Here is a 25,353-nt window from a genome sequence, read left to right as displayed (position 1 = left end):
GATGGCTCGGATGGCTTGAAGCAGTCTGATGTGGACTCTGTTTTCGCGGTATCGGATACCGGGGTGGTGACCTCCGGTGGAGACCTGGTGGTGTCCGGTTCCGGTCCGGCCTCCGGTGGCGTGGCGGGTAAGGACGGTAAGGGCGGGTTCGATGGCAGCGGTAGGGGTGGTGCGGGTGGCAGCGTGACGGGCGGGAATCCAGCTGCCGGTGTCCCGGGCGTGTCAGATTTTGGGCAGGACCGGCCGGGTACTCCGCCACCGTCTTATGGCTATGCGACGGGAGATTTCGGTTCGGGCAGGTCGGTGACACCGCCGCCGCAGTACAGTCCGGTTTCCGGTGGCGATCCGGTGTCCGGGGTGTATGGCGTGTCTGGTGTGGATGGTCCTGGTACGCCCTCGGATGCCGTGCTACCGAACACTGTCTCACCCCGATCTGGCTCTGGGGCGGTAGCGGATCTCAACGGCGAAGCGGTGTCCCCGGGCGATGAGTCCTCGGTGGATGGTGTGACCGGTCAGGGCGGGTCTTCTGGTGTGGATTCGGTTGCGGGGCGTGGGGATGCGCATCGGTGGGGTGAGGCTGCGGTGCCGCCGGATTCGGCGGTGGAATCGCGGAGTTAAGAAAAATGCTTGGCGGGAGGCATGGCTTGCTGCGGGCGGGAACGCGAAGCAGGTTCACCGGTCCGGGATCCGTCTGGAGTTGGGTGGGTGGGTTGTGCGGGCTCAAAACGAGGGAGGGGCCACGACGGCTGACGAAGGACGGAAATGGCTTCGTACACAGGGGGTCGGGGTTGGAGATAAGGCTTGGCTGGCTGCGTGGCGTGCTGCGTCCGGGACGGATAAGCGGGTTCACCGGCCCGGGGTCCCTCGGGAGGAGTTGGTTGGGTGGGTTGTGCGGGCTCAAACCGAGGGACGAGCCACGACGATTGAGGCAGGACGGAAATGGCTTCGTACACAGGGGGTCGGGGTTGAAAATCAGGCTTGGCGGGTTGCGTGGCGTGGTGTTGTGGGGGCTGGGTTTGTTTTTTTGGGGGGTTCTGGGGGTGCTGAGGATTCGGTGGGTCTGGGTGAGATGTGGGTTGGGTCGTCGGATGATCCGGTTGGTCGTGGGGTTTTGGATGACTGGCCTGCTGATTTTGCGGCTGCCGGGGATGCATTCGTGTGGGAGAGGGGTGTTGGGGAGGGCGATGTTGGCGGCGTTCTGGGTTTGTCGCCGGTGGATTGGGGGAGGTTTGCTGAGGTTGAGGGGTGGTCGGAGGTTGAGGTGGCGGAGAGGGGTGTTGGTGAGGGCGATGTTGGTGGCGTTCTGGGTTTGTCGCCGGTGGATTGGGGGAGGTTTGCCGAGTCGGAGGGGTGGTCGGATGTCGAGGTGGCGAGGCTGCAGTTGGCCGCTGCGCAGTGGGTGAGTCCGTTGTTGTTCGCTCCGGTGTTTGTGGGTGTGAAGCCGCCGGAGCGGGTGGCGTTTGATTTGGTGGTGGATCAGGTTGCGATCACGCTGCATCGAGCCTCGCGGGATGGTCTGTCCGAGCTGGAGGCCGGTGAGGCCGTGCAGGCGCGTGCTGAAGAGCTGGCGGCGAGGGTGCGGGAGGTGGGTTTGGAGGGCGCGCCGGATCTGCGGCGCACTGCCCAGCCGCCGGTGCGTGGTGCTGAGGGTCTGCCGTCGTCTGTGGAGGGTGTTGGGCAGCGCGGGCTGATGGGCGGTGGATCCTCGGAGTGGGCGTCGGGGGAGGTGTATCCGGGTGAGTCCCAGGCGAGGCCGTCGACGGTCCAGCCTCCGACTCACCCGGCGTCGGGCGGGGATGGTGCGGTCGCGTCCGGTCAGCAGGATCCTGATACAGGACAAGAGAAACGAGCTCGGCGGCGTGGGATCCCTCGGGAGGAGTTGGGTGGGTAAGTTCTGCGGGCTCAAAACGAGGGTGAGGCCGAGACGGTTGAGGAAGTGTCGCTTCCGGCTGAATACTGACCTGTTGTTTCCGGGCGGTTCTAGTGCATGTCGCAACACATGATCATGAAGGGCGTGTTGATGGCGAGGCGCGGCCAAAGCGCAGGTTGGATCTTGAGTCGGAGTACTGGCGTCTGCTGGCCTGCGGGGTAGGCACGGTCGAGGCATGTCAGCTGTTGGGGATCGGGCGTAAGACCGGGTATCGGTGACGAGCGGAGAACGGCGGACTCCCGCCCGTGTCCTCGGCCGAGGACGCTCGGTCGAGCCGGTTCCTGTCACAGCTGGAACGGCAACGGATCGCCACGCTGCGCCGACAGGACTTGGGTGTTCGGGAGATCGCGTCACACCTGGGACGTTCACCGTCGACGATCAGCCGGGAAGGGCGCCGCAACACGCTCGCGCACGACCGCAGCTACGACGGCGACCTGACGCACGCCCGCGCCCGGCAACGCGCCCGCCGTCCCCGCTGATCGATCACCGCCCGGCGGTCGTCGAATCCCTGTCAATCCACAACGCTGCCCTTGCCGAAAACGCCCTCCGTGAAGGTCATGCTGCGCGTTGTTACTCGTGAGGGATGCCACCGAGCCGGTCGCGTCGATCTATGTTGAGCGAATCGGGCTGCTGCGGATCGACGACTGGCGCGGGCAAGGGACGTAGCGGGCGGGCATTCGCGATGCCCTGGTGTGGGCGGTGGGAGTTGTAAAACTGTTCGAACTCGCGCAGGGCACCGCAGCCCGGTCCCTGGGTGATTCATTGACTGTCCGTACCAATCGGCGCGAAACTTGTCTTTGTGCTGACTCAATATCCCGACGTACGGTGAGTCGACCAGACGGAGGTGCGGCGATGGAGCTGCGTCAGCTGCGGTACTTCGCAGCCGTGGCCGAGACGTGCCACTTCGGCCGCGCGGCCGAGCGGTTGCACATGGCGCAGCCCGCACTGTCGCAAGCGATTCGCCAGTTGGAGGCAGAGTTGGGTGTCTCACTGTTCGCCGGCAGGTGTCGATGATGCCGGCAGGGGAGTTTCTGCTCGCGGAGACGCGGCGGATCCTCGGTTCGGTCGACGAAAGCGTGCGCGGGGTGCGGCGCATCGCCGATGGCCGGCTGGGGCTCGTGCGGATCGGGTTCACCGGCACGGCGGCGTTCTCACCTCTGCCCGGCATCGCGCGCACGGTGCAGCGGGAACTGCCGGGCGTGGTCCTGGGGGTTCACGCGGATCTGCTCACCCCGGAGCAGTGCGAGAGGCTGCGCGCTGGCCGCCTCGATCTCGGTGGGTAAGCACCTCGAGATCGAGGCGGCCCAGCAACCACTTCGGGCTCGTCGACGCACCCGCGTACGCTGTCGTCGCCGGTGGCATCGGGATCACCCCCATCCTCCCCATGAACAGAACGGTCGCGAAAGCGGGAAAGTCGTGGTCTCTGCTCTACGGTGGCCGGGCCCGGACAAGCATGGCGTTTCTGCCCGAGCTCATGCGGATGCCCGGCGGTGTGGTCGACGTCCAGCCACAGGACGAGCATGGCCTGCCGGATCTGACCGCGTATGTCGCGCAAGCGCCGGACGAAGCCGCCTTCTATTGCTGTGGACCGGAAGGCATGCTGCGGGCGATGTCTGATGTGACAGAGGCCGCGGGACTCGCCAAGCACCTGCACGTGGAACGGTTCGGGGCCCCGGCCAGTACGCCACCACCGCCAACCCCCGAGGACTCCGCTCAGTTCGAGGTCGAGCTGCGAGCCAGCGGTATTACGCTGACCGTCCCCCCGACCGGTCCGTGCTCGACGTGGTCTCCGATGTCGCCCCCACTGTGCTGTCCTCGTGTGCCGAGGGCTATTGCGGCACCTGCGAAACCCGGGTGCTGGAAGGAATCCCGGATCACCGCGACTCCCTGCTGTCCGAAAGCGACAGAGCGAGCAACGAGACGATGCTGATCTGCGTGAGCAGATCACGCTCGGCGAAACTGGTTCTCGACCTCTGACAGGCGTCCACATCAGCGCGGAGCTCCCACCGGTACCCCGGTCTTACGGCCGATGCCCAACAGCTGACACATCAGCGAGTGCCTTTTCCGGAGTTCAGCTTCCAGAACAGCCCGGGCATGTCGCTCGCCCCATCTCGGTGGTGTCAGGCCGGTACTGCTTCGCCGCCGAGCGTGGGAGTTGCGTTGGGTTCGGACCGGGGAGCCTGCGCCGTGGGGCGCTGCTCGTGGAGGAAGAAGGCAGCGATGAGGGAGATGATCGCGGACAGACCCATGTACGCCGCGATGGCGGTCCAGCCGCCGGTGGCGGCGAGTAGGGCGGTTGCGATGAGCGGGGCGACGGCTGCGCTGAGGATGGTGCCGAGGGTATAGCCGATGGCCATTCCGGTGTAGCGGATGTGGGCGGGGAAGCTGTCGGAGAAGTAGGTGGGCAGGACTCCGTAGTTGGCGCTGAACGGGATGAACAGCACGATGAACCCGAGGAGCATGAGCCCGTAGTTGCGGGTTTCGAGCAGGGCGAACCAGATGAACGGGGTGGGCAGCAGCAGCGCTGCCGAGATCAGGAAGATCTTGCGCCGGTCCCAGCGGTCCGACAGCCAGCCGAAGAACGGCATCGCAACGGAGTTGAACAAGTAAGCCAGCAGCACGAGGGTGAGGATGGTGCTGTTGCCGACCTGGAGATGTGCACCTCCGTAGGCCAGGGAGAACACCGCGGCCATGTAGAAGGTGACGCCGGCGGCGATGTAGGCCAGGGCGGTGAGCAGGACCGGGCGCAGGTGCTTGCGAAAGGTCTCGACGATGGGTGCGCGACGGCTGTCGGTGTCCGAACGCATCTGCACGAACTCGGGGCTTTCCTCTACCTTAAGCCGCACGACGAGGCCGAGCACGACCAGGACGGCGCTGGCCAGGAACGGCAGCCTCCAGCCCCAAGTGAGGAAGCTGGGTCCGGCGATCGCCGAGGCTGCGATGAACACCAGGTTGGACACGATGAGTCCGAGTGCCGAGCCGGAGTTGACGATGGCGCCGAACAGTCCGCGCCGTCGTGGGCCGGCGTGCTCAACACACATCAGGACGGCGCCGCTGTACTCGCCGCCCAGCGACAGGCCCTGCACCAGACGTAATAGGACCAGCAGGATCGGGGCGAGCGCACCGATCGTGGCGTAGGTCGGCAGGAGACCGATGAGGAAGGTGGCACCACCCATCATGGTGAGGGTGATGACCAGCGCGTTCTTACGGCCGAGGCGGTCTCCGAAGTGACCGAAGATAGCCGCGCCGACTGGGCGGGCGACGAACGCGACGGCGAATGTCGACAACGAAAGCAGGGTGCCGACGACCGAGTCGAAGGACGGGAAAAAGACCTTGTTGAGGACCAGGGCTGAGGCGAGCCCGTAGATGAAGAACTCGTACCACTCGATGGTCGTGCCGGCGAGGCTGGACAGCAGGACCCGGCGTTTCGCTGTGGGGTCGGGACGGGCGGGAACCGTTGACTCATTGGTGGATGTGCTCACGGTGTGGCGCTCCTAGGCTTCTTTCGGGCTGGACCGGCGTCGGCCGGTCATGGTCTCGGTGATGATCTGGTGGTTGTCGGCGAGTTGCTGGCGGGCTACGGCCTCGGCGGCGTCGTCGTTGCCCTCGATCAGGAGCTCGACGAGCTCCTCGTGGGTGTGTGCGACGTTGGTGACGATTTCGACGGCCTTGCCGGATGCGTAGATCTGACGTTCGAGTCGCTCGAAGAGGATCCGCACGAACCGGGTCATGAGGGCGTTGCCCGATGCGAGGGCGACGGCGGCGTGGAAGTTGGTGTTGGCGTGCAGGAACCGGGTGGCGTCGTCGAGGGTGCGTACGGTCTTGGCGTCGCGGCAGCGGGCATCGAGATCGAGCAGTTGCTTGGCGTCGACCCGCCCGGCTGCGAGCCGGGCTGTGGTGGGTTCGAGGACCAGCTGCAGCTGGTAGAGATCACGAGTTCCGAGTTCGTCGTCGCCGGCGACGACGTAGCCGTAGCGGGGCAGGACGTCGACGAGCGCCTCTTGGTAGAGGCGGTTGAGCGCGACGCGGATCGAGGCCCGCCCGAGCTTGTAGCGGTCGGCGAGTTCGGCTTCGGTGAGGCGGGCGCGCGGTGGGATCACGCACTGCACGATGTCGGTTTTGATCGCGTCGTAGGCCGCGTCGGACTGTGAGGTCGCTGGGACGCCGACGATGCCGAGCCGGCCGCGATAGTTGCGGCCGCTGACACCACGAGCGTCGAGGTCGTCGGTCATGCCTGGTCCAGTGCGGCGAGTGCGGTGCGCAGCTGTTCTTCGACCTCGGGGCGCACGGGCTGCAGGGGCGGGCGCGGCGCACCGGCCGGGCGGCCGATGAGCCGTAGACCGCACTTCACCGCGGCGCTGAGGTTGTTGTTGACCAGCAAGTTGGCCAGTGGCGCGAGAGCACGGTCGAGCTGCTGTGCCCGGTCGAGGTCGCGGTCCTGCACCGCGGCTTGGTGCAGCTGCACGCACAGCCGGGGGACTAGGTTGGCCATCCCGGTGGTCCATCCTCGGGCGCCGGCGACGAACGCGGGCAATGCGTAGGGGTCGAAGCCACCGCCGAGAACCTTCAACCGGTCGCCCACGGTCTGCTGGATCAGCGGGATTCGGTTGACGTCCATCGTCGCTTCCTTGACCGCGACCAGCGTCGGATTTTCCACCAGTTTCTCCAGCAGGTCGGTGGTGAGGTCGACCTGGGAGGTGAACGGGTTGTTGTAGAGGATCAGAGGAAGCTCGGTGCTCGAAGCCACGGCCTGGACGTGGGCCAGCACCTGCTCGGCACCGAGGGCGTAGTAGGTCGGGATGCTCAGCAGGATCCCGTCGGCGCCGATGTCTTGTGCATGGCGGGAGTAGGCGACGGCGTCGCGGGTCGTGACAGCGGAGACCCCGATGATGGCTGGGACTTGGCCGCTGAGCGTCTTCACCGTCGCCTCGGCGATCGAGCGTCGCTCGTCCGGGTCGAGGTAGGCAAACTCGCCGGTGCTGCCCAGCGGGATGATGCCGTGCACCCCACCCTCGGTGATCCAGCCCAGCAGGCTCTCGTAGGCGTTCAGGTCGAGGCGATCGCCGGCGTTGTCCATCGGCGTGGCCGGGAACGCGAGCACGCCGTCCAGGGTCAGGTTCACAGGTTCTCCTCGGGAAGAAGATCGATTGCGCCGGCCAACATTGGTCTTGAAATCTCTCTGACATGTCAGCGGGGTCCTGAAGCTACGCCGTGTCCTGGACGTCGTCAACAGGTCCGCCGTGGGGACTATTTCGGGATCGCGGAAGACGAAGTAGGCAGGTAGCGGGACCAGAAAGACCTTCGCGGTCGGCGTGCCGGGTTCGGTCGCGGCGTCTCATCTCGTGCGTGTTCCCGGACAGGGCGCTGATGCCAGGCCGGGGGAGGCGTCACACAGGGTTTTGCCGTAACGGGCGGACGCGGGGCACCGCTGCGGTCCTCGTGCGGTGATGACCGCCGGGTCGGTCCTGGCCGTGCCTACCAATCGTCGGGATGCCTACGCCCCGACCTACGAGCTGTTCGTACTGTCGTGGGCGGTGGCGCGCCTGTCGATGGCCGCCAGCGCCACACCAGCGCTCGCGGCCGCACCGTCATGATCCTGGCCGCCTGCGCTGCGGCCACCGTGCTGCTCGGGATCATCCCGAGCCCGCGTTCACCGACGTCTACGGGATAACGCGTGTCGTGTACGGCGGCGCACGCCCTCGTGCTGTGGTTCATGATGCGTCGTCCTGCGAACGCTTTCGGACTGTGCCGGATTGCCGATGTGCCTACCTTCGTGCTGATGCCGAAGAGCAGGGGGGCGTTGCCAGAGGGACCGACTACAAGGTTCGCCGCAGACCCATCCTCGACGGGTTCACCCGAGTACGGAATCTCCTCCTGAGCCGCCCACCGACCATTGCCCAGATCGACCCAAAATCCAATATTCGAGCCCCACCGGTTTCGCTTGACCTGCCCGTTAGGAGCGGCTAAGCTGAATCGATCATGTCGGTGGCTGTACCCACCTGGCACGCGACCCGTCCACCGGTGGAACTTACGAGCTTTGTGGGGCGTCGGCGCGAGTTGGTCGACGTGCGGAAACTCCTAAGCTCCTCACGGGTAGTGACCATTACAGGCGTCGGTGGTGTGGGCAAGACCAGGTTGGCATCGCGGGCGGGTGCGCTGCTGGAGCGGTCATTCCCAGGCGGTGTCTGGTTCATCGAGCTTGCCGGTCTGAACGATCCAGAACTCGTTTCCGCCACCGTAGCCGCTGCGTTCGGCCTGCAACATCAGTCTGGGACGACGCCATTGACGCAGCTTCCGGACCGTCTTCGTGACCGCCCGCTCCTGCTCGTGCTGGACAACTGCGAGCACATTCTGGATGGGTGCGCGCAGCTCGCGCATTCGCTGCTCGAACATTGCCCGCTGATGCGGATCCTGACCACCAGCCGGCAACCCCTGGGCATTGCCGGTGAGGCTGTCCTGGAGCTGGCTCCCTTCTCGGTCCCCCCGGACGGCGCAGGATCTCCGGAACGGGCGACTCTCCTTCGATACGCAGCGGTTGCGTTGCTCGAGGAGCGAGCTCAAGCGGTGGATCGAACCTTCGCCGTCAGCGCGGACAACGCCCAGGTCGTCATGCGATTGTGCCGTAGGCTAGACGGCATTCCACTGGCGATCGAACTCGCCGCAGTCGCGCTTCGGTTCATGACGACAGAGGAGATCGTGGACCGCCTCGACCACCGCTTTCAAATGCTGACTGACGGAAACAGGACAGCGCCGACCCGTCAGCAGACGCTGCAAAACATGGTCGACTGGAGCTACCGGCTGTGCTCCACCGCCGAACAAATTCTGTGGGCACGACTGTCCGTGTTCGGTCCAGGGTTCGATCTGGAGGCCGCCGAAGTGATCGGTTCAGGCGACGGCATCGGGACCGACGAGGTACTTGATCTGCTCGTGGGTTTGATCGACAAATCGATCGTGACCGCGGAAAGGTATCCCGGCAAGACCCGCTATCGGCTGTTGGACACACTCCGGGAATACGGCCGGGACCGCCTCGCCGAACTCGGTGGGACCACCATCGTCCGTCGCAAGCATCTGCACTACTACCGGCACCTCGCCGCCCAAGCCGAGGCAGAATGGTTCAGCGCCGGACACACGACGGTCTTCGCCCGGCTACGGGCCGAGCACGCCAACCTGCGCGAGGCACTTGCATTCTCGGTTTCCGAGCCCGGCGAATCGCAAGCAGGCTTGGTGATCGCTTCCTCCCTCCGATTCTTCTGGCTCAGCAGCGGGCATGTCTACGAGGGGCGTCGTTGGCTGGATCGATTCTTGGCGCTCAGCATGGAGCGCGATCCGGTACGTGTCAAAGCTCTCTACGTCGACGGGTACCTGAATGCCGCGCTCAACGACGCGTCATCCGGGTCAGCCCTTCTCGAGCAGGCGAGCGCGCTGGCGGCGGAGTTGGGCGACCAATCAGGGGCGGCCTACGTCGCGCAGATCTCGGGGCTCACCGCCCTGTTCAACGAAGATCCGGCGCGGGCGAGCGCGCTCTTCGAAGACGCTCTCGCCAAGCATCGGCTGATTGGCGATCACGCTGCCGCCGCCTACGATCAGATCGAGCTCGCGTTGGCAGTCGCGTTCCTTGGTGATCATGAGCGCGCCGCTGCCCTGTTCCGCGGGTGCCCTGCCGTCAAGGAGACCTACAGCGAACAGTGGATGAGATCGCTTGCCCTGTGGGCGAAGGGAATAGCAGACCTACTAGCGGGCAATTACCGGCAAGCCAATGCTGCGGAACTGGAGAGTCTTCGCCTGCGGCTCGGCTTCCATGAGCAGTTTCAGATCGCGTTGTGCGTTGAGATTCTGGCCTGCATAGCCAGCGCAGACGGTGACCCGGCACGGGCTGCGACCTTGTTCGGCGTGTCCCAAACGATCAAAAAGAACGTCGATGCGTCGCTCGCCGGCCACAAACATGTTGCGCGCCTACACGACCACTACGAGGCAGTAGCACGTAGCTCACTCGGCGACGAGACGTTTCAGAAAGGCGTTCACCACGCCACACAGCTCGACTTCGACGAGGCCATCGCATGGATACGGAATCCGGGCAAAGCCGGGGAACCAGCAAGCTCCAGGACGGAAGAAACGCACGCGTCGGTGCTTACTCCGCGCGAGCGAGAGGTAGCAGCGCTGGTCGCACAGGGCACCACCAACAAAGAAATCGCCGCCATCATGGTGATCTCCCGCCGCACCGCTGAGGCCCACGTCGAGCACATCCTGACCAAACTCGGCTTCACCACTCGGACGCAAATCGCGACCTGGGTCATTCAACAGAAGACCGCGCGACGATGCGACTGACAACCGCCGGTTTTCGGATTGGCGTGGACCAGTAGAAGCTGCCCCGTCTGCGAGACGGCCCCTCTCCACAGCCTCTTCTCCACAGTCGATCAACGACCGAACGGGACCGCTTGAGGACGGCATCCGATGCCCACCGCGCGGAGAGGAGCACTTGGCCATGCGCACACTGATCGAGAACGCTGCCGTGGTGACGATGGACGACGTTCTCGGCGACTTCGAACGAGCCGACATCCTCGTCGACAACGGTGTCATCGTCGAGATCGGGCCGAACCTCAACGTTGGCGACACCGAGCGAATCGACGCCTCGTCGATGATCGCCATGCCGGGCATGGTCGACACCCATCGACACACCTGGCAAACCGGGCTCCGGGGCATTCTGGCGGACGGGAACATCCTCGACTACCTGAGGGGATTCCGGCTGCAGATGGCGACGAAGTACCGCCCGCAGGACATGTATGCGGGCAACTACCTCGGTGGCCTCGATTGCCTTAACTCGGGGGTGACCACGCTGGTCGATTACTGCCACAACATCGTCACCGGCGAGCACGCGCACGCCGCGGTCGCTGGACTCCGCGACGCGGGCGTGCGCGCGCTGTACGGCCACGGCCTCCTGCCCATCACGTCGAACACGTGGTCCGAGACCAAAGGCGGGCTGGACGAGTCGGTGGAAGAAGGCGACTTCGCCCGGCGGGCGCGGCTGGCCCGGGAAATCCGCGCCCAGTACTTCCCGAGCGAGCAACAATTGCTGCGCTTCGGCATCGCCCCGCAGGAACTAGCCATCGCTCCCTTCGGGGACGTCAAGCAGGAATTCGAGCTGGCCCGCGAGCTCGGCGCACGCATCACGTTCCACTGCAACCAAGTCATCGCGCGCAACCTGTTCAAGGACATCGAGGCGCTGCACTCCCACAACATGCTCGGCAGCGACCTTCTCTTGGTGCACGGGACATTCAGCACTGAGAACGAATGGCACCTGCTGCGGGGTACCGGCACCATGATCTCGGTTTGCGCCGAGACCGAGATGCAGATGGGCATGGGATTCCCGGTCATTCGTGAGGCCACCGAGAACACGCCGGGGCCAAGCCTCGGCATCGACTGCACGAGCAGTACCTGCGGCGACATGATTTCGCACGCACGGCTCGTCCTACAGGTGACCCGATGGAGGGACGATCAAGAAGACTACGCGCGGTCGACACTGCCCACGGTCATGCGGTGGAAAACGCGCGACGCCTTACGGTGGCTCACGGTCAACGGTGCCCGCGCCGCGGGCGTCGACGACGTGACAGGAACCCTGGCACCGGGCAAGCGGGCCGACATCGTATTGCTGGACATGTCAGGCATCAGCCAGGCCGGTTGGAACCGCCACGACCCTTGTGGCGCGATCATTGCGCAGACCAACTCGGGCAACGTGCACACGGTGCTGGTCGATGGGCGGGTGGTCAAGCGGAACGGCCGGCTGGTGCACGTCGACGTCAACGGAGCGCTTGCAACGCTCGCGGAGTCGCACGGTCATCTCTACGACCAAATGGCCCAGCACGGCGGATTCATCCCGCAACCTCCAGCCGAGCTACCGGTGTTCAACCGCTGAGAACCAAGCCAGCTGTGGCTGGCGCGCCATTCGCTGCGTGAGGTGACCCGGCTGGCCGGGCTCGACCGGAAAACCGTCAGACGCTGCTGTGTGACCTGCACGGACGAGGTTATCGGCATAGGCAAGGCCAGTCGCAGCAGCACGGTCGCTCATCATGCCGCGCCCACCGTCAGCCGCGTGCGAGCGCCGATTCGAGCAACCACGGCCGGGCCCCTGGAATAGCCGCTTCCACCTGCACGGAGCAGGTATTCGCCTCGTGGACCGATGATCGTCCCCGTGAACGCGTGGGGCTGCCGTGCGGGAACGCGCCGTCTTCCGGGGGGAAGGCGGGCTGCGGGAACCGGCGTTGACTGACCACTCGTGCGCATTCGAGCATCAGCGGCCACATCAATGGGGAGGGCCCGGTGACGACAAAGACCGTCAGGTGTGGTGGCAGGACGCGGTCCGAACGCACCGTGACCGTTGAACGGTCGGCCGAGCTGTCGTTTCTTGCCGCAGCAACAGCAACTCGACGAACGCGCCGGCGATCTTGCCGCGCCGGGGCCACCAACCGCGAACTCATGACCCGGCTCAACACATCAACCCAGCCCCGATAACAGGGTTCGAGCCCTGCCTGTCGACTCGTGGCAATCGCCCTAAAGGAGGGCCAGCTGTGGTTACGGATCGTGTTCGCGTGCTCCTTTGTGAAGCGGGCGTGAGTGAGTTCATAGAGCCCGCGCCGCGTTCGTGAGTAAGTTCTTGAACATGGAGAACGGCGGACCCAGCCGGACAGCGCTCGCTACCGCGTACGCCCGCGCCTATCACCAGATCGCTGACCGACCACAGATCTTCACCGACCCCCTGGCGGTACGTCTGCTCGGCGTCACCGCAGAGGAACTGACCAAATTGGCCACGCCCACAACCGATCACCTCGGCGCCGGGGCAATCGATCAGCCCCGCCGCCTGTTCTTCGCCGCCCGTGCCCGCTTCGCCGAGGACGCCGTGGCCGCGGCCATCGCCGATGGTGTACGGCAGGTCGTGATCCTCGGCGCGGGCCTGGACACCTTCGCCTATCGCAATCCGCGCCCGGACTTGCGCGTCTTCGAGGTCGACCACCCCGCCACCCAAGCATGGAAACGCGAACGCCTTGCTAGCGCAGGGATCGACCGCCCTGAGACGTTGACCTTCGTACCGGTCGATTTCGAAACCCAGCCGCTGGCAACTGGATTGGAATCCGCCGGATTCAAACGGACGGACCCGGCAGTATTCGTGTGGCTCGGCGTTGTCTTCTATCTGACCGCGAACGCCGCCCACGCCACCCTCGAATACATCGCTGGTCAAGCCCAGCCGGTCGAGGTGGTCTTCGACTACCTGCAGCCTGCGGCCACCGACGAGGACCGTGCGCACCAGCGGGCACGTGCCGATCGGCTGGCCGGCGCCGGCGAACCCTTGTTCAGCTACTTCACAACCGACGACATCGCCGCACAGCTTCACGCCCTCGGGTTCACCGGCATCGAAGACCACTCCGCCCCGGACCTCATCGCCGGCTACCTCCACGGATCCGCAGGTTTCGAGGGCGAACCACCCCGCGCACTGCGCGCGAGCCGCATACTGCACGCGAGCCGCTGAGGTTTGCCTGCCGCGCCTACTTGGACCACATCTGTCGCGACGGCTAGCATCTCCCACATCGTCCTCTGAACTGCACAAACTCAAAAAATCGCGGGAGCGCACGCGGGTAGGGCCCCGGCGAACAAGCCCTAGCGATACATCACTTTGAACAAGGTCGCGTCTCGATAGGCTGCCAATGCGCCGTTGCGTTTCGCGCGAACCGCGCGGTCGACTTGGTCGTGGCGTAGTCAAGGAACCGCTGCAGCTCATCGCGGGTGAACGGGCGGTCGTCCGGATCGCCCTCATAGGACTGGAGATGGGCGAGTGAGTTCCACTCGTGCACATTCGCCACCGGGTACTCGTCCGGCCCGAACGACGCCTCGCACGCCAGCGCCCAGCCATACCGGCTGTCACAGAGGAATTCGTTGAACAGCCTGAGACTGCCTTGGTAGGCGCGGATTGTGGATGGCGCGAGATGCCGTTCTCCGGTCGGTGATTGCGACCATTCGTCCACATGCGACGGTGTCCACCGCCACGGATACTCGTTGGTGAACTCCGCGAACCGGCGCACCAGCCGCTCCCGCACCCCGGCCAGGTGCGGGAACATTGCCTTGATCAAACCGCAGTCCAGACGATCATGATCAACGAGTGTGATCACCAGCAGTCACTGGAGCCGGCGTTGCGTCCACACGGTTGGCCAACCCGAGCAGGTGGGTGCACAGCAACGTTGTTGAAGCACAACGCCTGACTGGTTCAGGTCCGGCGGCAGCCCGTATTCCAGCCGTCTCGGCGCGGGGACGTTCGTGTTCAGAGATAAAATCGTGTTGCCCGGTTGGTCGGTTTGGGCGGTTTTGAGTCCGTGCGAGGCCGATTATGCGGCATGGGGCCTGTGTTGAGGAGGTGCCGTGGTTACTACGCAGCGGAAACCGGCGGGTGCTGGGGGAACGACGGTGAGTCTGCCGGGCGTAACGGCCGAGTTCCACCGTCCCGATCACTACATTCCCACTCGTGATGATCTTGCTAGCGCGGCTGAGGCCGTTCGGGGCGTTCTCCCGGACCATCAGACGATGGCCTTCTATCGTGGTCTTGGAGCGCTGACCCTGTTGGGGTTGATGGACTGGCCGGTGGCGGCGGCGATTGGCGTGGGTGTCGCGGTCGCGCAGCGTGCCGGCGGACCGGCGTCGAAGTGATCCGGTTTGTAGCGGGTTCCGGGCTAGGCGTCGCTGAGCGCGCCGCGGCGGCGCTCAGGCCAGGTGAACCTGGGTAGGTGTTGCGTTGCCTGCGTCCGGCGTAGCTGCATGCTCGGAGCCGTTTCGAAGAACCCGAGCACACAGGCGGCCTTGAATTCACCACCGCTGGGACTACTGGTGTGTCGGCGGGTCGAACAGCGTGGCGAAGCCGTCGGTGTTGCTGATCAGCTCGCAGGCCACGGAGAGGACGGATGTGCGGCTGTTTCGAGGTTCGCTTTCCGCTCGTCGGTCCTACGCTCGTGACTCACGGTATCTGTGCGCGCGGGAGGTAGTGGTGGCTAGGACGGCGCGGAACACAACGCCTGGCGCAGGCGCGCGGCAACAAGGGGCGCGGTTGCGAGCCGCGGCGGTCAGCCTGCCCGTCGTGGCACAGTTTCGTCGGGTCGATGTTCGCATGCCGGGTCGTTGGGAGGACGCGGTTCGCGCGGTACGGGTCGGTTGGGGGCTCGAATGGCCGGTTGCGGGGGCGACCGGCGCGGGGGTGTCACGGGCGTCGGTCGGCTTTGCGTCGGACAGCTGAGTGTGTTCGATGCTGCGTACCTTGGGCGCGTTGGCCTCGCAGATCGTGGCGCCGGTGGTGGCTGTCGCGCAGAGCATCGCGGGCTTGGGGCGCGGGCGGCGGGCGTGGTCGTCGGAGGGGCGTGCGTACGTCGAGGTGCGCGGTGTTGACCAGCCGGGGGCTGAGGAGGCTGGCGAGCAGATCGCCCGGCGGTTGGAGAAGGTGCCGGGTGTTGCGTGGGTCGAGATCAACGCTGTCGTGGGGCGGGTGGTCATCGGGCACGATCCGGGCCTGGTTGGGGTCGCTGAGCTGGTGGGTGTGGTGGAGGACGCGGAGGCGGACACCGGTTTGGACGAGGAACCGTTCGCTGCGGTCGGTGTGAGCCACCCGGACAATCCGGTCAAGGTGATCGCTGAGGCGACGGTGCTGGGTGCGAACTTGACCGGCGCTGTGATCGCGGTGGGGGCCCGGATGCTGCCGCTGCCCGTGCTGCCGCCGTCTGTTCCGGCGCTGGTGTCGACCGGTGAGTCGGCCTCCTGGGTCCGGGGGCCGCTGGAAACGCGGATCGGGAAGACCGCCACTGACCTGTTGTTCGGGTTTAGCAGTGCGTTGGGGAACACGCTTGCGCGGCGTCCGGCGAGTTTGCTGGCGGAATCGGGGTACCGGTTCTGCCTGTTGCGGGAGACGCAGGCGGCGCGGCGGAGCTGGGCGCGGTGGGAAGCCGGAACGGGGGCGCATCCTGCCAGTCACCGTAGTGCGCCGGTGGGGGTTCGGCCGCGTCCTGTGCCGTTGCCCGCCGGCCCGGTCGAGCGCGCCGCGAACGGTTCGGCTCTGGGTGGGCCGGCGGCGTTCGCGGGCATGCTCGGGGTGACGCGGAGTTTTCAGCGTGCGCAGGCGATGGTGGTCGCGGGCGCGCCGCGCGCGGCGCAGGTGGGGCGGGGCGCGTTCGCGGCGCAGCTCGGGTACGGGCTGTCGGAGCGGACGACTCTGGTGTTCGATGCCCGGGTGTTGCGGCGGTTGGACCGGGTCGACACGGTGGTGATCGACGCGGACGTTCTGCGCACCGGTGCTCGGTACGGTATCTGTGCGCGCGGGAGGTAGTGGTGGTTAGGGCAGCGCGGAACACAACGCCTGGCGCAGGCGCGCGGCAACACGGGGCGTACGGTGGTGATCGGCGCGGACGTTCTGCGCACCGGTGCTCGGTTGGTGCACGACGTGATTCCCGCGGACGGGGGGCGCGCGGTCGTCGAGTTGTGGGAACGTGCGCATGAACTCGTGGGTGTGACCAAGGGGGTCGGCGCGCAGCGTGGGGTTCTGCGCACCGGTGCTCGGTTGGTGCACGACGTGATTCCCGCGGACGGGGGGCGCGCGGTCGTCGAGTTGTGGGAACGTGCGCATGAACTCGTGGGTGTGACCAAGGGGGTCGGCGCGCAGCGTGATGGTTGGTCGCTGTACTCGGTCGCTCGGTCGCGGTTGCCCCCAGACGTGCGCGAGGTGGCCGGTCGGGGTATCGAGGTGTTCGCGCTGCGCCACGATTCGCGCACGGCCGCGTGGGTTCTGGCTGCCGAGGAGCTGGATCCGCTCGCTGAGGAGTTGGTCGCGGCAGCTCGCGAGGTCGGGTCGGTGGTTCTCGCGGGTGATGGGGGCCGGTTGGCGGGGCGGATCGGTGTTGATCGCGTGGTCCCGGGTGGGGTGCGGCTGGCTTCGGTGGTGCGGGAGATGCAGCGGGAGGGCAGCGTGGTCGGTGTGGTGTCCGCGCGGGCGCGGGCGGCACTGGCGGCTGCGGATGTCGGGCTTGGTGTGACGCGTGGTGGTGAGGTTCCGTGGGGTGCGCACCTGATCTCGGGCGCGAGCCTGGGGGAGTCGTGTGCGTTGTTGAGTACGGTCCCGACCGCGCGTTATGTCAGCGTGCGTAGCGCGCAGCTGTCGTTGATCGGTTCGGTCAGCGGGGCGGTGTTCGGCGCGTTCGGGCCTGCCATCGGGAGCCAGGTCCGTGCGGGCGTTCCGGTGGCCGTGTGTGCGGCAATCGCGCTCGGCGCTGGGACGTGGTGGGGGATGCAGGCCGCGTGGCGTCCGGTTCCGCGCGCGGTGCCGCGCACTGCCTGGCATGCGATGGGCCCCGGCATGGTGCTGGAGCTGCTCGGCAGTTCATCGCAGGGTCTGACCGATGATGCGGCGCACGAGCGTTTCCAAGGTCAGGACGAGGGGACGGGCCTTCGCCGGATGGGTGTGTTGCGGGCGTCGCTGGAGGAGCTGGCGAGCCCGTTGACGCCGGCGTTGGCGGGTGGGGCCGCGATCTCGGCGAGTATCGGTGCCGTTGCGGACGCGACGATCATCATGGGCGTGCTGGGGATGAACGCGTTGATCGGCGGCGTGCAGCGCATCACCGCGGACCGCGCTTTGAACAGGCTTCTGGAGGCCAGCGTTGTTCGGGTTGTGGTGCGCCGTAAGGAAAATGTGACGCAGTTGCCGGCTGACGAGCTCGTGCTCGGCGATGTGGTGGAGTTGGTGGCCGGGGATGCTGTTCCGGCCGACTGCCGGCTTCTGGAGGCCGACGGGCTGGAGGTCGATGAGTCGAGCCTGACCGGGGAGTCGATGTTGGTCACCAAGACGGTGACGGCGACTCCGGCGGTGCCGGTCGCGGACCGGACGTGCATGATCTACCGGGGGACCGCGGTCGCTGCCGGGCGGGCGGTGGGTGTCGTGGTCGCGACCGGCGCGAACACCGAGGCAGGCAGCGCGATCGGGCCCGATGCCCGGCGAGGTGCCGATGGTGTCGCGGCTCGCCTGCAGACGCTGGCCAAGGTGACGGTGCCGATCTGCGTGGGAGCGGGTGGGATTCTGCTCGTCACGGACATGCTGCGTAGGCGTCCATTGGGGACATCGCTGGGGCGGGCGGTGAGCCTGGCGGTGGCGGCCGTTCCCGAGGGATTGCCGTTCGTTGCCACCGTCGCCGAACTCGCGGCCGCCCGGCGGCTGTCGAAACGCGGGGCGCTGGTGCGTAACTCCGCGACGATCGAGGCTTTGGGGCGGGCGCAGGTGTTGTGTTTCGACAAGACCGGCACCCTCACCGAAGGGCGCATCGCGCTGCGGCAGGTATCCGATGGCGCGTCGAGCCGGTGGCTCGAGGAAATCTCCACAGTGGAACGGCGAGTGCTCGCGGGTGCCTTGCGGGCAAGTCCGTTGGTGGAGAACGGAGAACTGCTCCCGCATCCCACCGATCGCGCGGTCGTCGATGGCGCGCGTGGCGCGGGAGTGCACCCGGCCGAAGGCAAGCAGCGCTGGGTACCGATCGACGAGATGCCCTTCGAGCCTTCCCGTGGCTACCACGCGGTGCTCGGCACCTGGCGCGACGGCAATCTGCTGAGTGTGAAAGGTGCCCCGGAGATCGTGCTGGCCCAGTGCACCCGGTGGCGCAGATCAGATGGCGACGTGCCGTTGGAGGAGACCGCTCGTCGAGGCGTCGAGCGAGTTGTCGAAAACCTCGCCCGGCAGGGCTACCGGGTGCTGGCTGTCGCGGAGCGGGCCGCCTCGGACCGCAGTGATCTCGACGAGTCCCGGATCCGGGATCTGCGGCTGATCGGTTTCGTCGCGCTGGCCGACCCGGTGCGGCCCACTGCGGCCGCCGCCGTCGCGCAGCTCCAGCAGGCAGGTGTCGAGGTCGTGATGGTCACCGGCGACCACCCCAGCACCGCCGAGGCGATCGCCGCCGAACTCCGGCGCGCAGCGTGGGCGTCGGTGCGTGACTCGCTGGCCATCCTGCTCGGCGGCAACCTCGGCGAGATCGGCTTCACCGTCGTCACCGGTGTGATCAACGGCGGCGGCAGCCTCAACGCCCGCCAGTTGCTGCTGGTCAACCTGCTCACCGACATCCTCCCGGCGATGGCGATCGCGGTGCGACCACCCCCGACGATCACTGCGGAGATGCTGCTGGCAGAAGGCCCCGAAGCCTCGCTGGGCGCCATTTGTGCGTGGATCCTGGGTAGGGCGACCGGAACCCTGCGCCAGGCCAACACGGTCGCGCTCGTGGCGCTGGTCGCCGTCCAGCTCGGACAGAGGTCGTGATGGTCACCGGCGACCACCCCAGCACCGCCGAGGCGATCGCCGCCGAACTCGACGCGCTCAACGAGCGTCGCGTCATGACCGGCACCGAACTGGACACCCTCGACGGCGACCAACTGGCGGCGGAAGTGACCACCGTCGCGGTGTTCGCGAGGGTCAGCCCGGCGCAGAAGGCGCGCATCGTCGACGCCCTGCAACGCAACGACCGTGTGGTCGCGGTGACCGGGGACGGCGCCAACGACGCCCCGGCGATCCGGTTGGCCGACATCGGCATCGCGCTGGGCGAGCGCGCAACCCCCGCCGCCCGCGAGGCCGCCGACCTCGTGGTCACCGATGACCGCATCGAGACCATCGTCGACGCCATTGTGGAAGGCCGCGCCATGTGGGCATCGGTGCGTGACTCGCTGGCCATCCTGCTCGGCGGCAACCTCGGCGAGATCGGCTTCACCGTCGTCACCGGTGTGATCAACGGCGGGGGCAGCCTCTCGCTGGCCGCCATTTGTGCGTGGATCCTGGGTAGGGCGACCGGAACCCTGCGCCAGGCCAACACGGTCGCGCTCGTGGCGCTGGTCGCCGTCCAGCTCGGACAGACCCTGGTCGTGCGCGGACGGACACCACTGGTCATGGCGTGTGCGCTTGTCTCGTTCGTGGCACTGGCCGCTGTCGTCCAAACTCCCGGCCTGAGCCAATTCTTCGGAGCCAGCCCACTATTCCGACACGGCTGGATGATCGCCGCTGGCGCAACGACCGCCGCCACCGCCATCAGCCTCTTGCTCCAACAATGGTGAACCTCCATGCATGAGCGTCAAGATCCCTTCACCACAGCCATCGTCGGGCCCGACTCGGGACAACTTCGAGCAGGCAAGACGTTGGAGCGCCGAGAGCGGTGAACGACTCGCCAGCGGCGAAAGCGCCTGCCCCCAGCCGACGGGCGGTGGACCCACAATGGGAGCTGCGGCGACGTGCATGCGGTCGGTCATCAGGATCTCTGTCGTGAGCCCGTCCGGATAGATGACCGGCCACTGCGGGTAGGACTCGGCGATCACTAGGTCGTAGTCGTCGACCTGGAGACCCTGAAGAGCCGCATCCGGCTCGGCTTGAACAATCACCACATCCAGTCCTGGACGCCGCCGGCGTAGACGAGTCAGCACCTCGGGGAACAGGATGAAGGTGACGGTCTGCATGGAGGCCACACGCAGACGTTGCGAGATCTCGCCACGTGAGCGATTGATCTGAGTGCGCAGCGTCTCCAGCTCAGCGATCACCCGGTCCGCTGCCTCCACGACGAGCTCACCTTTCGCCGTCAGGCGGACGCGACGGCCTTCGCGCACCAGTAGCGGAGCGGATGCCGCCCACCGTGCCGCCGCAGCTGGCCCGCCGCATAACCGCCAGCAGTGGCCTGACCAGTGCCAACATCGCCCACACGGGCCCGGTCGGCGACCTTGATCAGTGGTACAGGCTGGGCAGGCCAGCGGGCAACGCACGCCCTCCCCGCACCCACCACGATCAACATCGGCCGAGATCGTAACGAACCCCGTCGGTGGGTTCGAAGTGGTTCGAACAGTTGTTCAAGCTGTAAGTGCGCTGCCAGCCATGACCGGGCTACAATAAAACGCTAGTTCTACCGAGGTGCGGTGAGTCGTGTCTGGGGTTGCGGTTCGGGAGGCTGGTCGCCTCCCATATGAGGTGACGAGCTTTGTGGGGCGCCGTCAGGCGGCCACAAGAGTTAAGCGCGCGCTGTCCAGTTCACGGTTAGTGACCCTGACTGGTTTCGGCGGGATCGGGAAGTCCCGGCTGGCGCTGCACGTCGCACACGACGTGCGGCGGGCCTTCTCCGCCGGGACATTTCTGGTGGAGCTGGCTAACGTTCGCGATCCCATGCTGGTGCCGCAGGCGGTCGCGGCTGCTCTTGGGATCCATGACCGTTCGACACGTGCCCCGGAGGCCGTGCTCGTCGATTACTTGGCGGACAAGCAAGTCTTGCTGGTGTTGGACAACTGCGAGCACCTGCTGGGGGCCTGCAGCCGCCTAGTCGCTGTGCTGCTGGCCGCGGCCCCGCGGTTGCGGATACTTGCAACCAGCCGAGAACATTTAGGGATAGTGGCGGAACAGACCTGGCCGGTTCCGCCACTGTCCGTGCCTGCTGGCAGCGATTCATCAACGTCACAACAGGAAGGTCGTCCCTACCAGCGTGAAGCGTTGACCTTGTTCGAGCAGCGTGCCGCGGCGGCGCTACCAGGGTTCACCATCAACGAAGAAAACGAACAGATCGTGGCCAGGTTATGCCGGAGGCTGGACGGCATTCCCCTAGCGATCGAACTCGCCGCCGTGCGCGTTCGCGTGCTCTCAGTCGGGCAAATTCTAACGCGAATGGAGAACCGATTCCGGCTGCTCACCACCGGCGACCGCGCCGACGATCCTCGGCATCAGACCCTGCGCGCCGCCGTCGACTGGAGCTACAACCTGTGCAATGAGCATGAGAAGCAGTTGTGGGCGCGCTGTTCGGTTTTCACCGACGAATTCGATCTCGACGCAGCCGAAAACGTCTGCACCGGCGACGGGCTGACCGATGATGACGTCTTCGCCGCTCTCGCGGGACTGATCGACAAGTCCGTGCTCACCCGGACCGAGGAGCGCACGAAGACGAGATACCGGATGCTGGAGACTATCCGTCAATACGGGCACGACCGGCTCACCGAGGCGGGTGCCGAAAACGCTCTGCGCTGCCGGCACCGCGACTACTACCTGCATCTCGCCGAGCAGTCCGATGCCGAGTCCGCGGGCCCGCATCAAGCCGGTTGGCTCGCGCGTCTGCGCGCCGAGCGCGGCAACTTCTGGGCAGCGTTGGACTACTGCTTCACCACACCTGGCGAGGCGTCGGTTGGGTTGCGGATGGTGAGCGCGCTGTGGTTCTACTGGGCTGCTGGCGACTATCTGAGGGAGGGCCGCATGTGGCTGGACAGGGCGTTGGCCCTGGAGACCGAACCCACCAGCCAGCGTGCCCGCGCACTGTGGATCACCGGATGGATTGCCCACCGGCAAGGGGACCGAGATGGGGCGCTGGTCCTGCTTAACGAAAGCCGCGAGCTGGCCCGGAAACTGGGCGACGAAACGGAATTTACCTACGCGACTCAGTTTCTTGGCGACCGGGAGATGTGGGACAACAACCTGACTCGCGCCACGCAACTGCTCGACGAGGCACTGGCCCGCCACCGCGCAACTGGCCACTGGACCGGCCCCGCCTTAGCCATTTTCTCAATACGAGCGCAGGCAGCGGGCCTGCTTGGAGACCTTGACCGGGCGATGGTCCTTCTGCACGAATGCCGCAAGATCTGTACAGAACTTGGCGAGCGCTGGAGGCTATCGTGGGCGGAGTGGAACATGGCGATCACTTGGTGGGCCGCGGGCGACCCAACCAAGGCAGCCGCCTCCGCGTCCAGGTCCCTCCGCAATAAGCGGGAACTCAACGACCTACTCGGGATCAGCGACTGCGTTGAACTGCTGGCCTGGGTCGCCGCCGCAGAACGCAATCCTGAACGCGCGGCGATCCTTTTCGGGGCGTTGGATAAAATGTGGGAACTGATTGGCACCCCGCTGTTCGGATCCGAGACGCTACTGACCTGGCGTGAGCAGGCCAAGGCACGCGCCCAGGAAGCACTCACAGACACCGAATACGAAACCGCCCGAGGCCAGGGGACGCGGATGAACCGGGAGCAGACTATCTTCTATGCTCTTGGGGAGAAGCCACCGCCGGTCGAAGCGGCCGCCGCTTCGGCTCCGGAAACCGAACCGGTTCTCACAAAACGAGAACGCGAGGTCGCTGCCCTGGTCACCGCTGGCAAAACAAACAAAGAGATTGCGGCTGACCTGGTCATTTCCCAGCGCACAGCCGAGGCCCACGTCGAGAACATCCTTTCCAAGCTGGGCTTTACCTCGCGCGCACAGGTCATCAGTTGGATGACCGGGCAGAGATAACGTAGTCACCTGCTCTGTTGGCCCATGCCCTTCTCGGGCCAGCCCGGCTCACATGATCCGTTCGCGGCCCGGCAACACCGCCCGTCGTGGCAAGGTCTGCGATACCGAAAGCGGACATCCGCTTCAGCTAATCGTCCGCGGCCCCCGCAACGGCGCATGTTGAAGTAGGTATGGTCCATGATCGGAGGCTGGCCATTGCCGATGGCCATGACCGCGGAGTTCGGGTGCTGCATGTAGTTGCGGCCGCCCACATAGGACCCGTTGGCGAGCTTACGCGGTATAGATTGAGCCACGGGCCAGCTTCGTAGGCCTTGGCTGTTGCCGCCGACGAGTAGTGAGTAGCCGGTGTGAACGGTCTCCCAGCACCATCGAGCCACCGTTCGTCCGGCTTGTAGTGCCCGTGCGCGAAGCCTTGCACACGTCGATAGCGGGCTCTTGAGCCAAAAACTCGTCCCGTTCCAACACGAGCACATCGAGTCCGCGACCAGCGAGCGCCCCGGCGACGATCAGTCAGCCTCCACCGGACCCGACGATCGCCACGTCTGCCGATGCCCGGTTGTCCTTGTGCATGATCTGTTGTGCCTAACTGCGCCCAGCTTTCGTCATCGAGCCTGTCCCACAGTCTGCCGATGCCCGGTCCGAGCAGCCTCCAGCGCCGCCCGTGCGAAGGCCAACGACCAGACCCCGTCTTGGCCGGAGGCCGGGGGCTCGGCCTCGCCACGCACAGCCTCGATGAACCGTCGAACACCCACGACGTAGAGGTCCTCGCGGGTACCCAGATCGATCTTCCTGGACCCGGCCGGACCGACGTGTGTCAGCGTGCCGACCGGTGACATCGACTGGATACCCGTGCCGATGAGCGCTCCTTCGGTTCCGAAAACCTCCAGGCATGTGGGGGCATGTCCGGTCACGAAGCTTTCCACGAATGAAGCATGCACACCGCTGACGAACTCCGCGCTTCCGGAGATTGTCTCATCGATTCCCACCCTCGTCATGTGGCCGGACGAGGTATGGGCCACGACCGTTAGCGGATCGGCATTGAGTACGAACCGGAGACAGTCCGCGTCGTGCACCGTGAGGTCGAGTGCGACTCCGGCGCCCGCTGCCGAATCGGTCGTCCGCCATCTCCGCGCGGCGGGCGGCAGTCGGATCGCGTTCCGGACGTTCACTGCGACCGGCTCGCCGATGTCGCCGGCGGCGATTGCATCCCGGATCAAACGATGTGGCACGGAGTTGCGCATGTGGTGGTTTGTCGCGAACACTACGCCTGCCTTCTCCGCGGCATCGACAAGTTCTTGTGCCTCGGCGACGGTCAGGGCAAGCGGTTTTTCGCACAGGACGTGCTTGCCGGCTGCGATCGCCGCAAGTGCTTGATCGTGATGTGCCGAGTTGATACTCGAGATGTACACGGCGTCGACGTCAGGATCGCTAAGCGCCACGGTGAGTTCGTCATGGCCCCGGGCGCCGAATGGTGCCGCTACATCCTGCGCTCGGGCCAGGTCGCCGCTGACGACGCTGACCACCGCGGCGTCAGGCTGGGCGGAGATCGCTGGGCCTACAAATGCGCGGGCGATGTCGCTGGCGCCCACGAGCGACCAGCGGAAGGGACGGTTCGTCATGATTCGATGGGTTCCTTTCGGGAATACCGCGCCTGTGCGACATTTCCGCTGGCGCACAGACGTGAGGCCAGCGCGGGTGGCCGCGAGGATTACACGACCATGAAACGGGTCGCCGCTTGACTGTTAGCAAGATCGGAGGTTTCGCATACCCCGCCTGATCTCGCTTGCCCACGAGCTGTCCTGGTAGTGCCAGGTCGTCAGGATTTTGTCAGCGCTCCTTCCCCACCCGGCTGCACGTCTCCCGAGCCGGCCTTCCGGATCGAACAGCCCGACATCGCCGTCGGCTGGCTGGATGCCGTAGCGTCGGCGTAGCTGTTTCCAGGGAGTACGCCGGTGTTTGCGCTCCTGCCACCGGACGACCTCTTTCCAGAGATACGATCGTAGGTAGCTGAAGGTCGCGTTCGGGCATCCATACCTGAAGTACGCCTTCCAGGCAGCATCCGGTTCCGGATAGCTTTCAATGTGGGGAAAAGCTGGGTCGCCGGCGACCCGAAAACCGACGGCACCGCTCGCGCGCAGCG

18 protein-coding genes and 3 pseudogenes are annotated in these 25,353 nt (G+C 65.9%); 14 read left to right on the top strand and 7 right to left on the bottom strand.

Annotated elements, in window-relative coordinates; all coding sequences use genetic code 11:
• The first annotated feature begins 1,156 nt into the window (after positions 1-1,156).
• From SSPN_RS0115855 to SSPN_RS59785, 5 genes and pseudogenes are all read left to right on the top strand, one after another.
• Positions 1,157-1,891: a hypothetical protein gene (locus SSPN_RS0115855; RefSeq protein WP_029535383.1), complete on the top strand. Its 735-nt coding sequence runs from the start codon at positions 1,157-1,159 to the stop codon at positions 1,889-1,891.
• Between the two features lie 284 nt (positions 1,892-2,175).
• On the top strand, positions 2,176-2,409 hold the full coding sequence (locus SSPN_RS62650) for a helix-turn-helix domain-containing protein (protein WP_010696129.1): 234 nt from the start codon (positions 2,176-2,178) through the stop codon (positions 2,407-2,409).
• A 373-nt stretch (positions 2,410-2,782) separates the two neighbouring features.
• A pseudogene (locus tag SSPN_RS61610) lies at positions 2,783-3,207 on the top strand (LysR family transcriptional regulator); the annotation flags it as partial.
• A pseudogene (locus SSPN_RS62645) lies at positions 3,171-3,533 on the top strand (ferredoxin reductase domain-containing protein); the annotation flags it as partial. The pseudogenes SSPN_RS61610 and SSPN_RS62645, both read left to right, overlap by 37 nt.
• A 161-nt stretch (positions 3,534-3,694) precedes the next feature.
• Positions 3,695-3,907: pseudogene (locus SSPN_RS59785) on the top strand (2Fe-2S iron-sulfur cluster-binding protein); the annotation flags it as partial.
• A 143-nt stretch (positions 3,908-4,050) separates the two neighbouring features.
• Here SSPN_RS59785 and SSPN_RS44005 read toward each other — a convergent pair.
• Genes SSPN_RS44005 through SSPN_RS43995 form a run of 3 tightly spaced genes read right to left on the bottom strand, consistent with a single transcriptional unit; the run spans position 4,051 to position 7,052 of the window.
• Positions 4,051-5,412: an MFS transporter gene (locus tag SSPN_RS44005; protein WP_010696126.1), complete on the bottom strand. Its 1,362-nt coding sequence runs from the start codon at positions 5,410-5,412 to the stop codon at positions 4,051-4,053.
• A 12-nt stretch (positions 5,413-5,424) separates the two neighbouring features.
• The gene (locus SSPN_RS48915) at positions 5,425-6,162 is read right to left on the bottom strand and encodes a GntR family transcriptional regulator (protein ID WP_010696125.1); all 738 of its coding nucleotides are present in this window, start codon (positions 6,160-6,162) and stop codon (positions 5,425-5,427) included.
• Positions 6,159-7,052, bottom strand: coding sequence for a dihydrodipicolinate synthase family protein (locus tag SSPN_RS43995; protein WP_010696124.1), 894 nt, complete (start codon positions 7,050-7,052; stop codon positions 6,159-6,161). Before SSPN_RS43995 ends, SSPN_RS48915 begins: the two co-directional genes overlap by 4 nt.
• A gap of 325 nt (positions 7,053-7,377) precedes the next feature.
• On the opposite strand from SSPN_RS43995, the gene SSPN_RS54765 reads away from it, so the two are divergent.
• The 4 genes from SSPN_RS54765 (at position 7,378) to SSPN_RS0115800 (ending at position 13,448) form a co-directional block, all read left to right on the top strand.
• Positions 7,378-7,524: a hypothetical protein gene (locus SSPN_RS54765; protein WP_010696123.1), complete on the top strand. Its 147-nt coding sequence runs from the start codon at positions 7,378-7,380 to the stop codon at positions 7,522-7,524.
• Between the two features lie 502 nt (positions 7,525-8,026).
• Positions 8,027-10,255: a helix-turn-helix transcriptional regulator gene (locus SSPN_RS0115810; RefSeq protein ID WP_237710559.1), complete on the top strand. Its 2,229-nt coding sequence runs from the start codon at positions 8,027-8,029 to the stop codon at positions 10,253-10,255.
• A gap of 157 nt (positions 10,256-10,412) precedes the next feature.
• Positions 10,413-11,840, top strand: a complete 1,428-nt coding sequence (locus SSPN_RS0115805; protein ID WP_010696120.1) for an amidohydrolase family protein — start codon at positions 10,413-10,415, stop codon at positions 11,838-11,840.
• Between the two features lie 726 nt (positions 11,841-12,566).
• Positions 12,567-13,448, top strand: coding sequence for a class I SAM-dependent methyltransferase (locus tag SSPN_RS0115800; protein WP_237710558.1), 882 nt, complete (start codon positions 12,567-12,569; stop codon positions 13,446-13,448).
• A gap of 139 nt (positions 13,449-13,587) precedes the next feature.
• Here the strand turns inward: SSPN_RS0115800 and SSPN_RS0115795 are convergent, their stop codons facing one another.
• A complete protein-coding gene (locus SSPN_RS0115795; protein ID WP_203218575.1) occupies positions 13,588-14,085 on the bottom strand; it encodes a hypothetical protein in 498 nt (165 codons plus the stop codon).
• A gap of 292 nt (positions 14,086-14,377) precedes the next feature.
• Here SSPN_RS0115795 and SSPN_RS0115790 point away from each other — a divergent pair, with 292 nt between their 5' ends.
• From SSPN_RS0115790 to SSPN_RS43985, 4 genes are all read left to right on the top strand, one after another.
• Positions 14,378-14,617 (top strand): hypothetical protein, encoded by a 240-nt coding sequence (locus SSPN_RS0115790; protein ID WP_010696117.1) that lies wholly within the window; start codon positions 14,378-14,380, stop codon positions 14,615-14,617.
• Between the two features lie 589 nt (positions 14,618-15,206).
• A complete protein-coding gene (locus SSPN_RS48910) occupies positions 15,207-16,277 on the top strand; it encodes a heavy-metal-associated domain-containing protein (protein ID WP_049887599.1) in 1,071 nt (356 codons plus the stop codon).
• A gap of 63 nt (positions 16,278-16,340) precedes the next feature.
• The gene (locus SSPN_RS61605) at positions 16,341-19,241 is read left to right on the top strand and encodes an HAD-IC family P-type ATPase (RefSeq protein ID WP_148271969.1); all 2,901 of its coding nucleotides are present in this window, start codon (positions 16,341-16,343) and stop codon (positions 19,239-19,241) included.
• The gene (locus tag SSPN_RS43985; protein WP_044572958.1) at positions 19,241-20,026 is read left to right on the top strand and encodes an HAD-IC family P-type ATPase; all 786 of its coding nucleotides are present in this window, start codon (positions 19,241-19,243) and stop codon (positions 20,024-20,026) included. The genes SSPN_RS61605 and SSPN_RS43985 overlap by 1 nt, the downstream gene beginning before the upstream one ends.
• On the opposite strand, the gene SSPN_RS51095 is transcribed toward SSPN_RS43985, so the two are convergent.
• The gene (locus SSPN_RS51095) at positions 19,946-20,521 is read right to left on the bottom strand and encodes a LysR substrate-binding domain-containing protein (RefSeq protein ID WP_148271968.1); all 576 of its coding nucleotides are present in this window, start codon (positions 20,519-20,521) and stop codon (positions 19,946-19,948) included. The genes SSPN_RS43985 and SSPN_RS51095 overlap by 81 nt on opposite strands.
• A gap of 358 nt (positions 20,522-20,879) precedes the next feature.
• Between SSPN_RS51095 and SSPN_RS0115775 the strand changes: the two genes are divergently transcribed.
• Positions 20,880-23,213: a LuxR C-terminal-related transcriptional regulator gene (locus SSPN_RS0115775; protein WP_337466332.1), complete on the top strand. Its 2,334-nt coding sequence runs from the start codon at positions 20,880-20,882 to the stop codon at positions 23,211-23,213.
• A gap of 602 nt (positions 23,214-23,815) precedes the next feature.
• Here SSPN_RS0115775 and SSPN_RS0115770 read toward each other — a convergent pair.
• A complete protein-coding gene (locus tag SSPN_RS0115770; RefSeq protein WP_143539694.1) occupies positions 23,816-24,889 on the bottom strand; it encodes a Gfo/Idh/MocA family protein in 1,074 nt (357 codons plus the stop codon).
• A 66-nt stretch (positions 24,890-24,955) separates the two neighbouring features.
• The gene (locus SSPN_RS62640) at positions 24,956-25,294 is read right to left on the bottom strand and encodes a group II intron maturase-specific domain-containing protein (protein ID WP_394378934.1); all 339 of its coding nucleotides are present in this window, start codon (positions 25,292-25,294) and stop codon (positions 24,956-24,958) included.
• Between the last annotated feature and the right edge of the window lie 59 nt (positions 25,295-25,353).

The sequence above is a fragment of the Saccharopolyspora spinosa NRRL 18395 genome (assembly GCF_000194155.1).
Lineage (GTDB): Bacteria > Actinomycetota > Actinomycetes > Mycobacteriales > Pseudonocardiaceae > Saccharopolyspora > Saccharopolyspora spinosa.
This window is presented reverse-complemented; position numbering and strand designations above follow the sequence as displayed.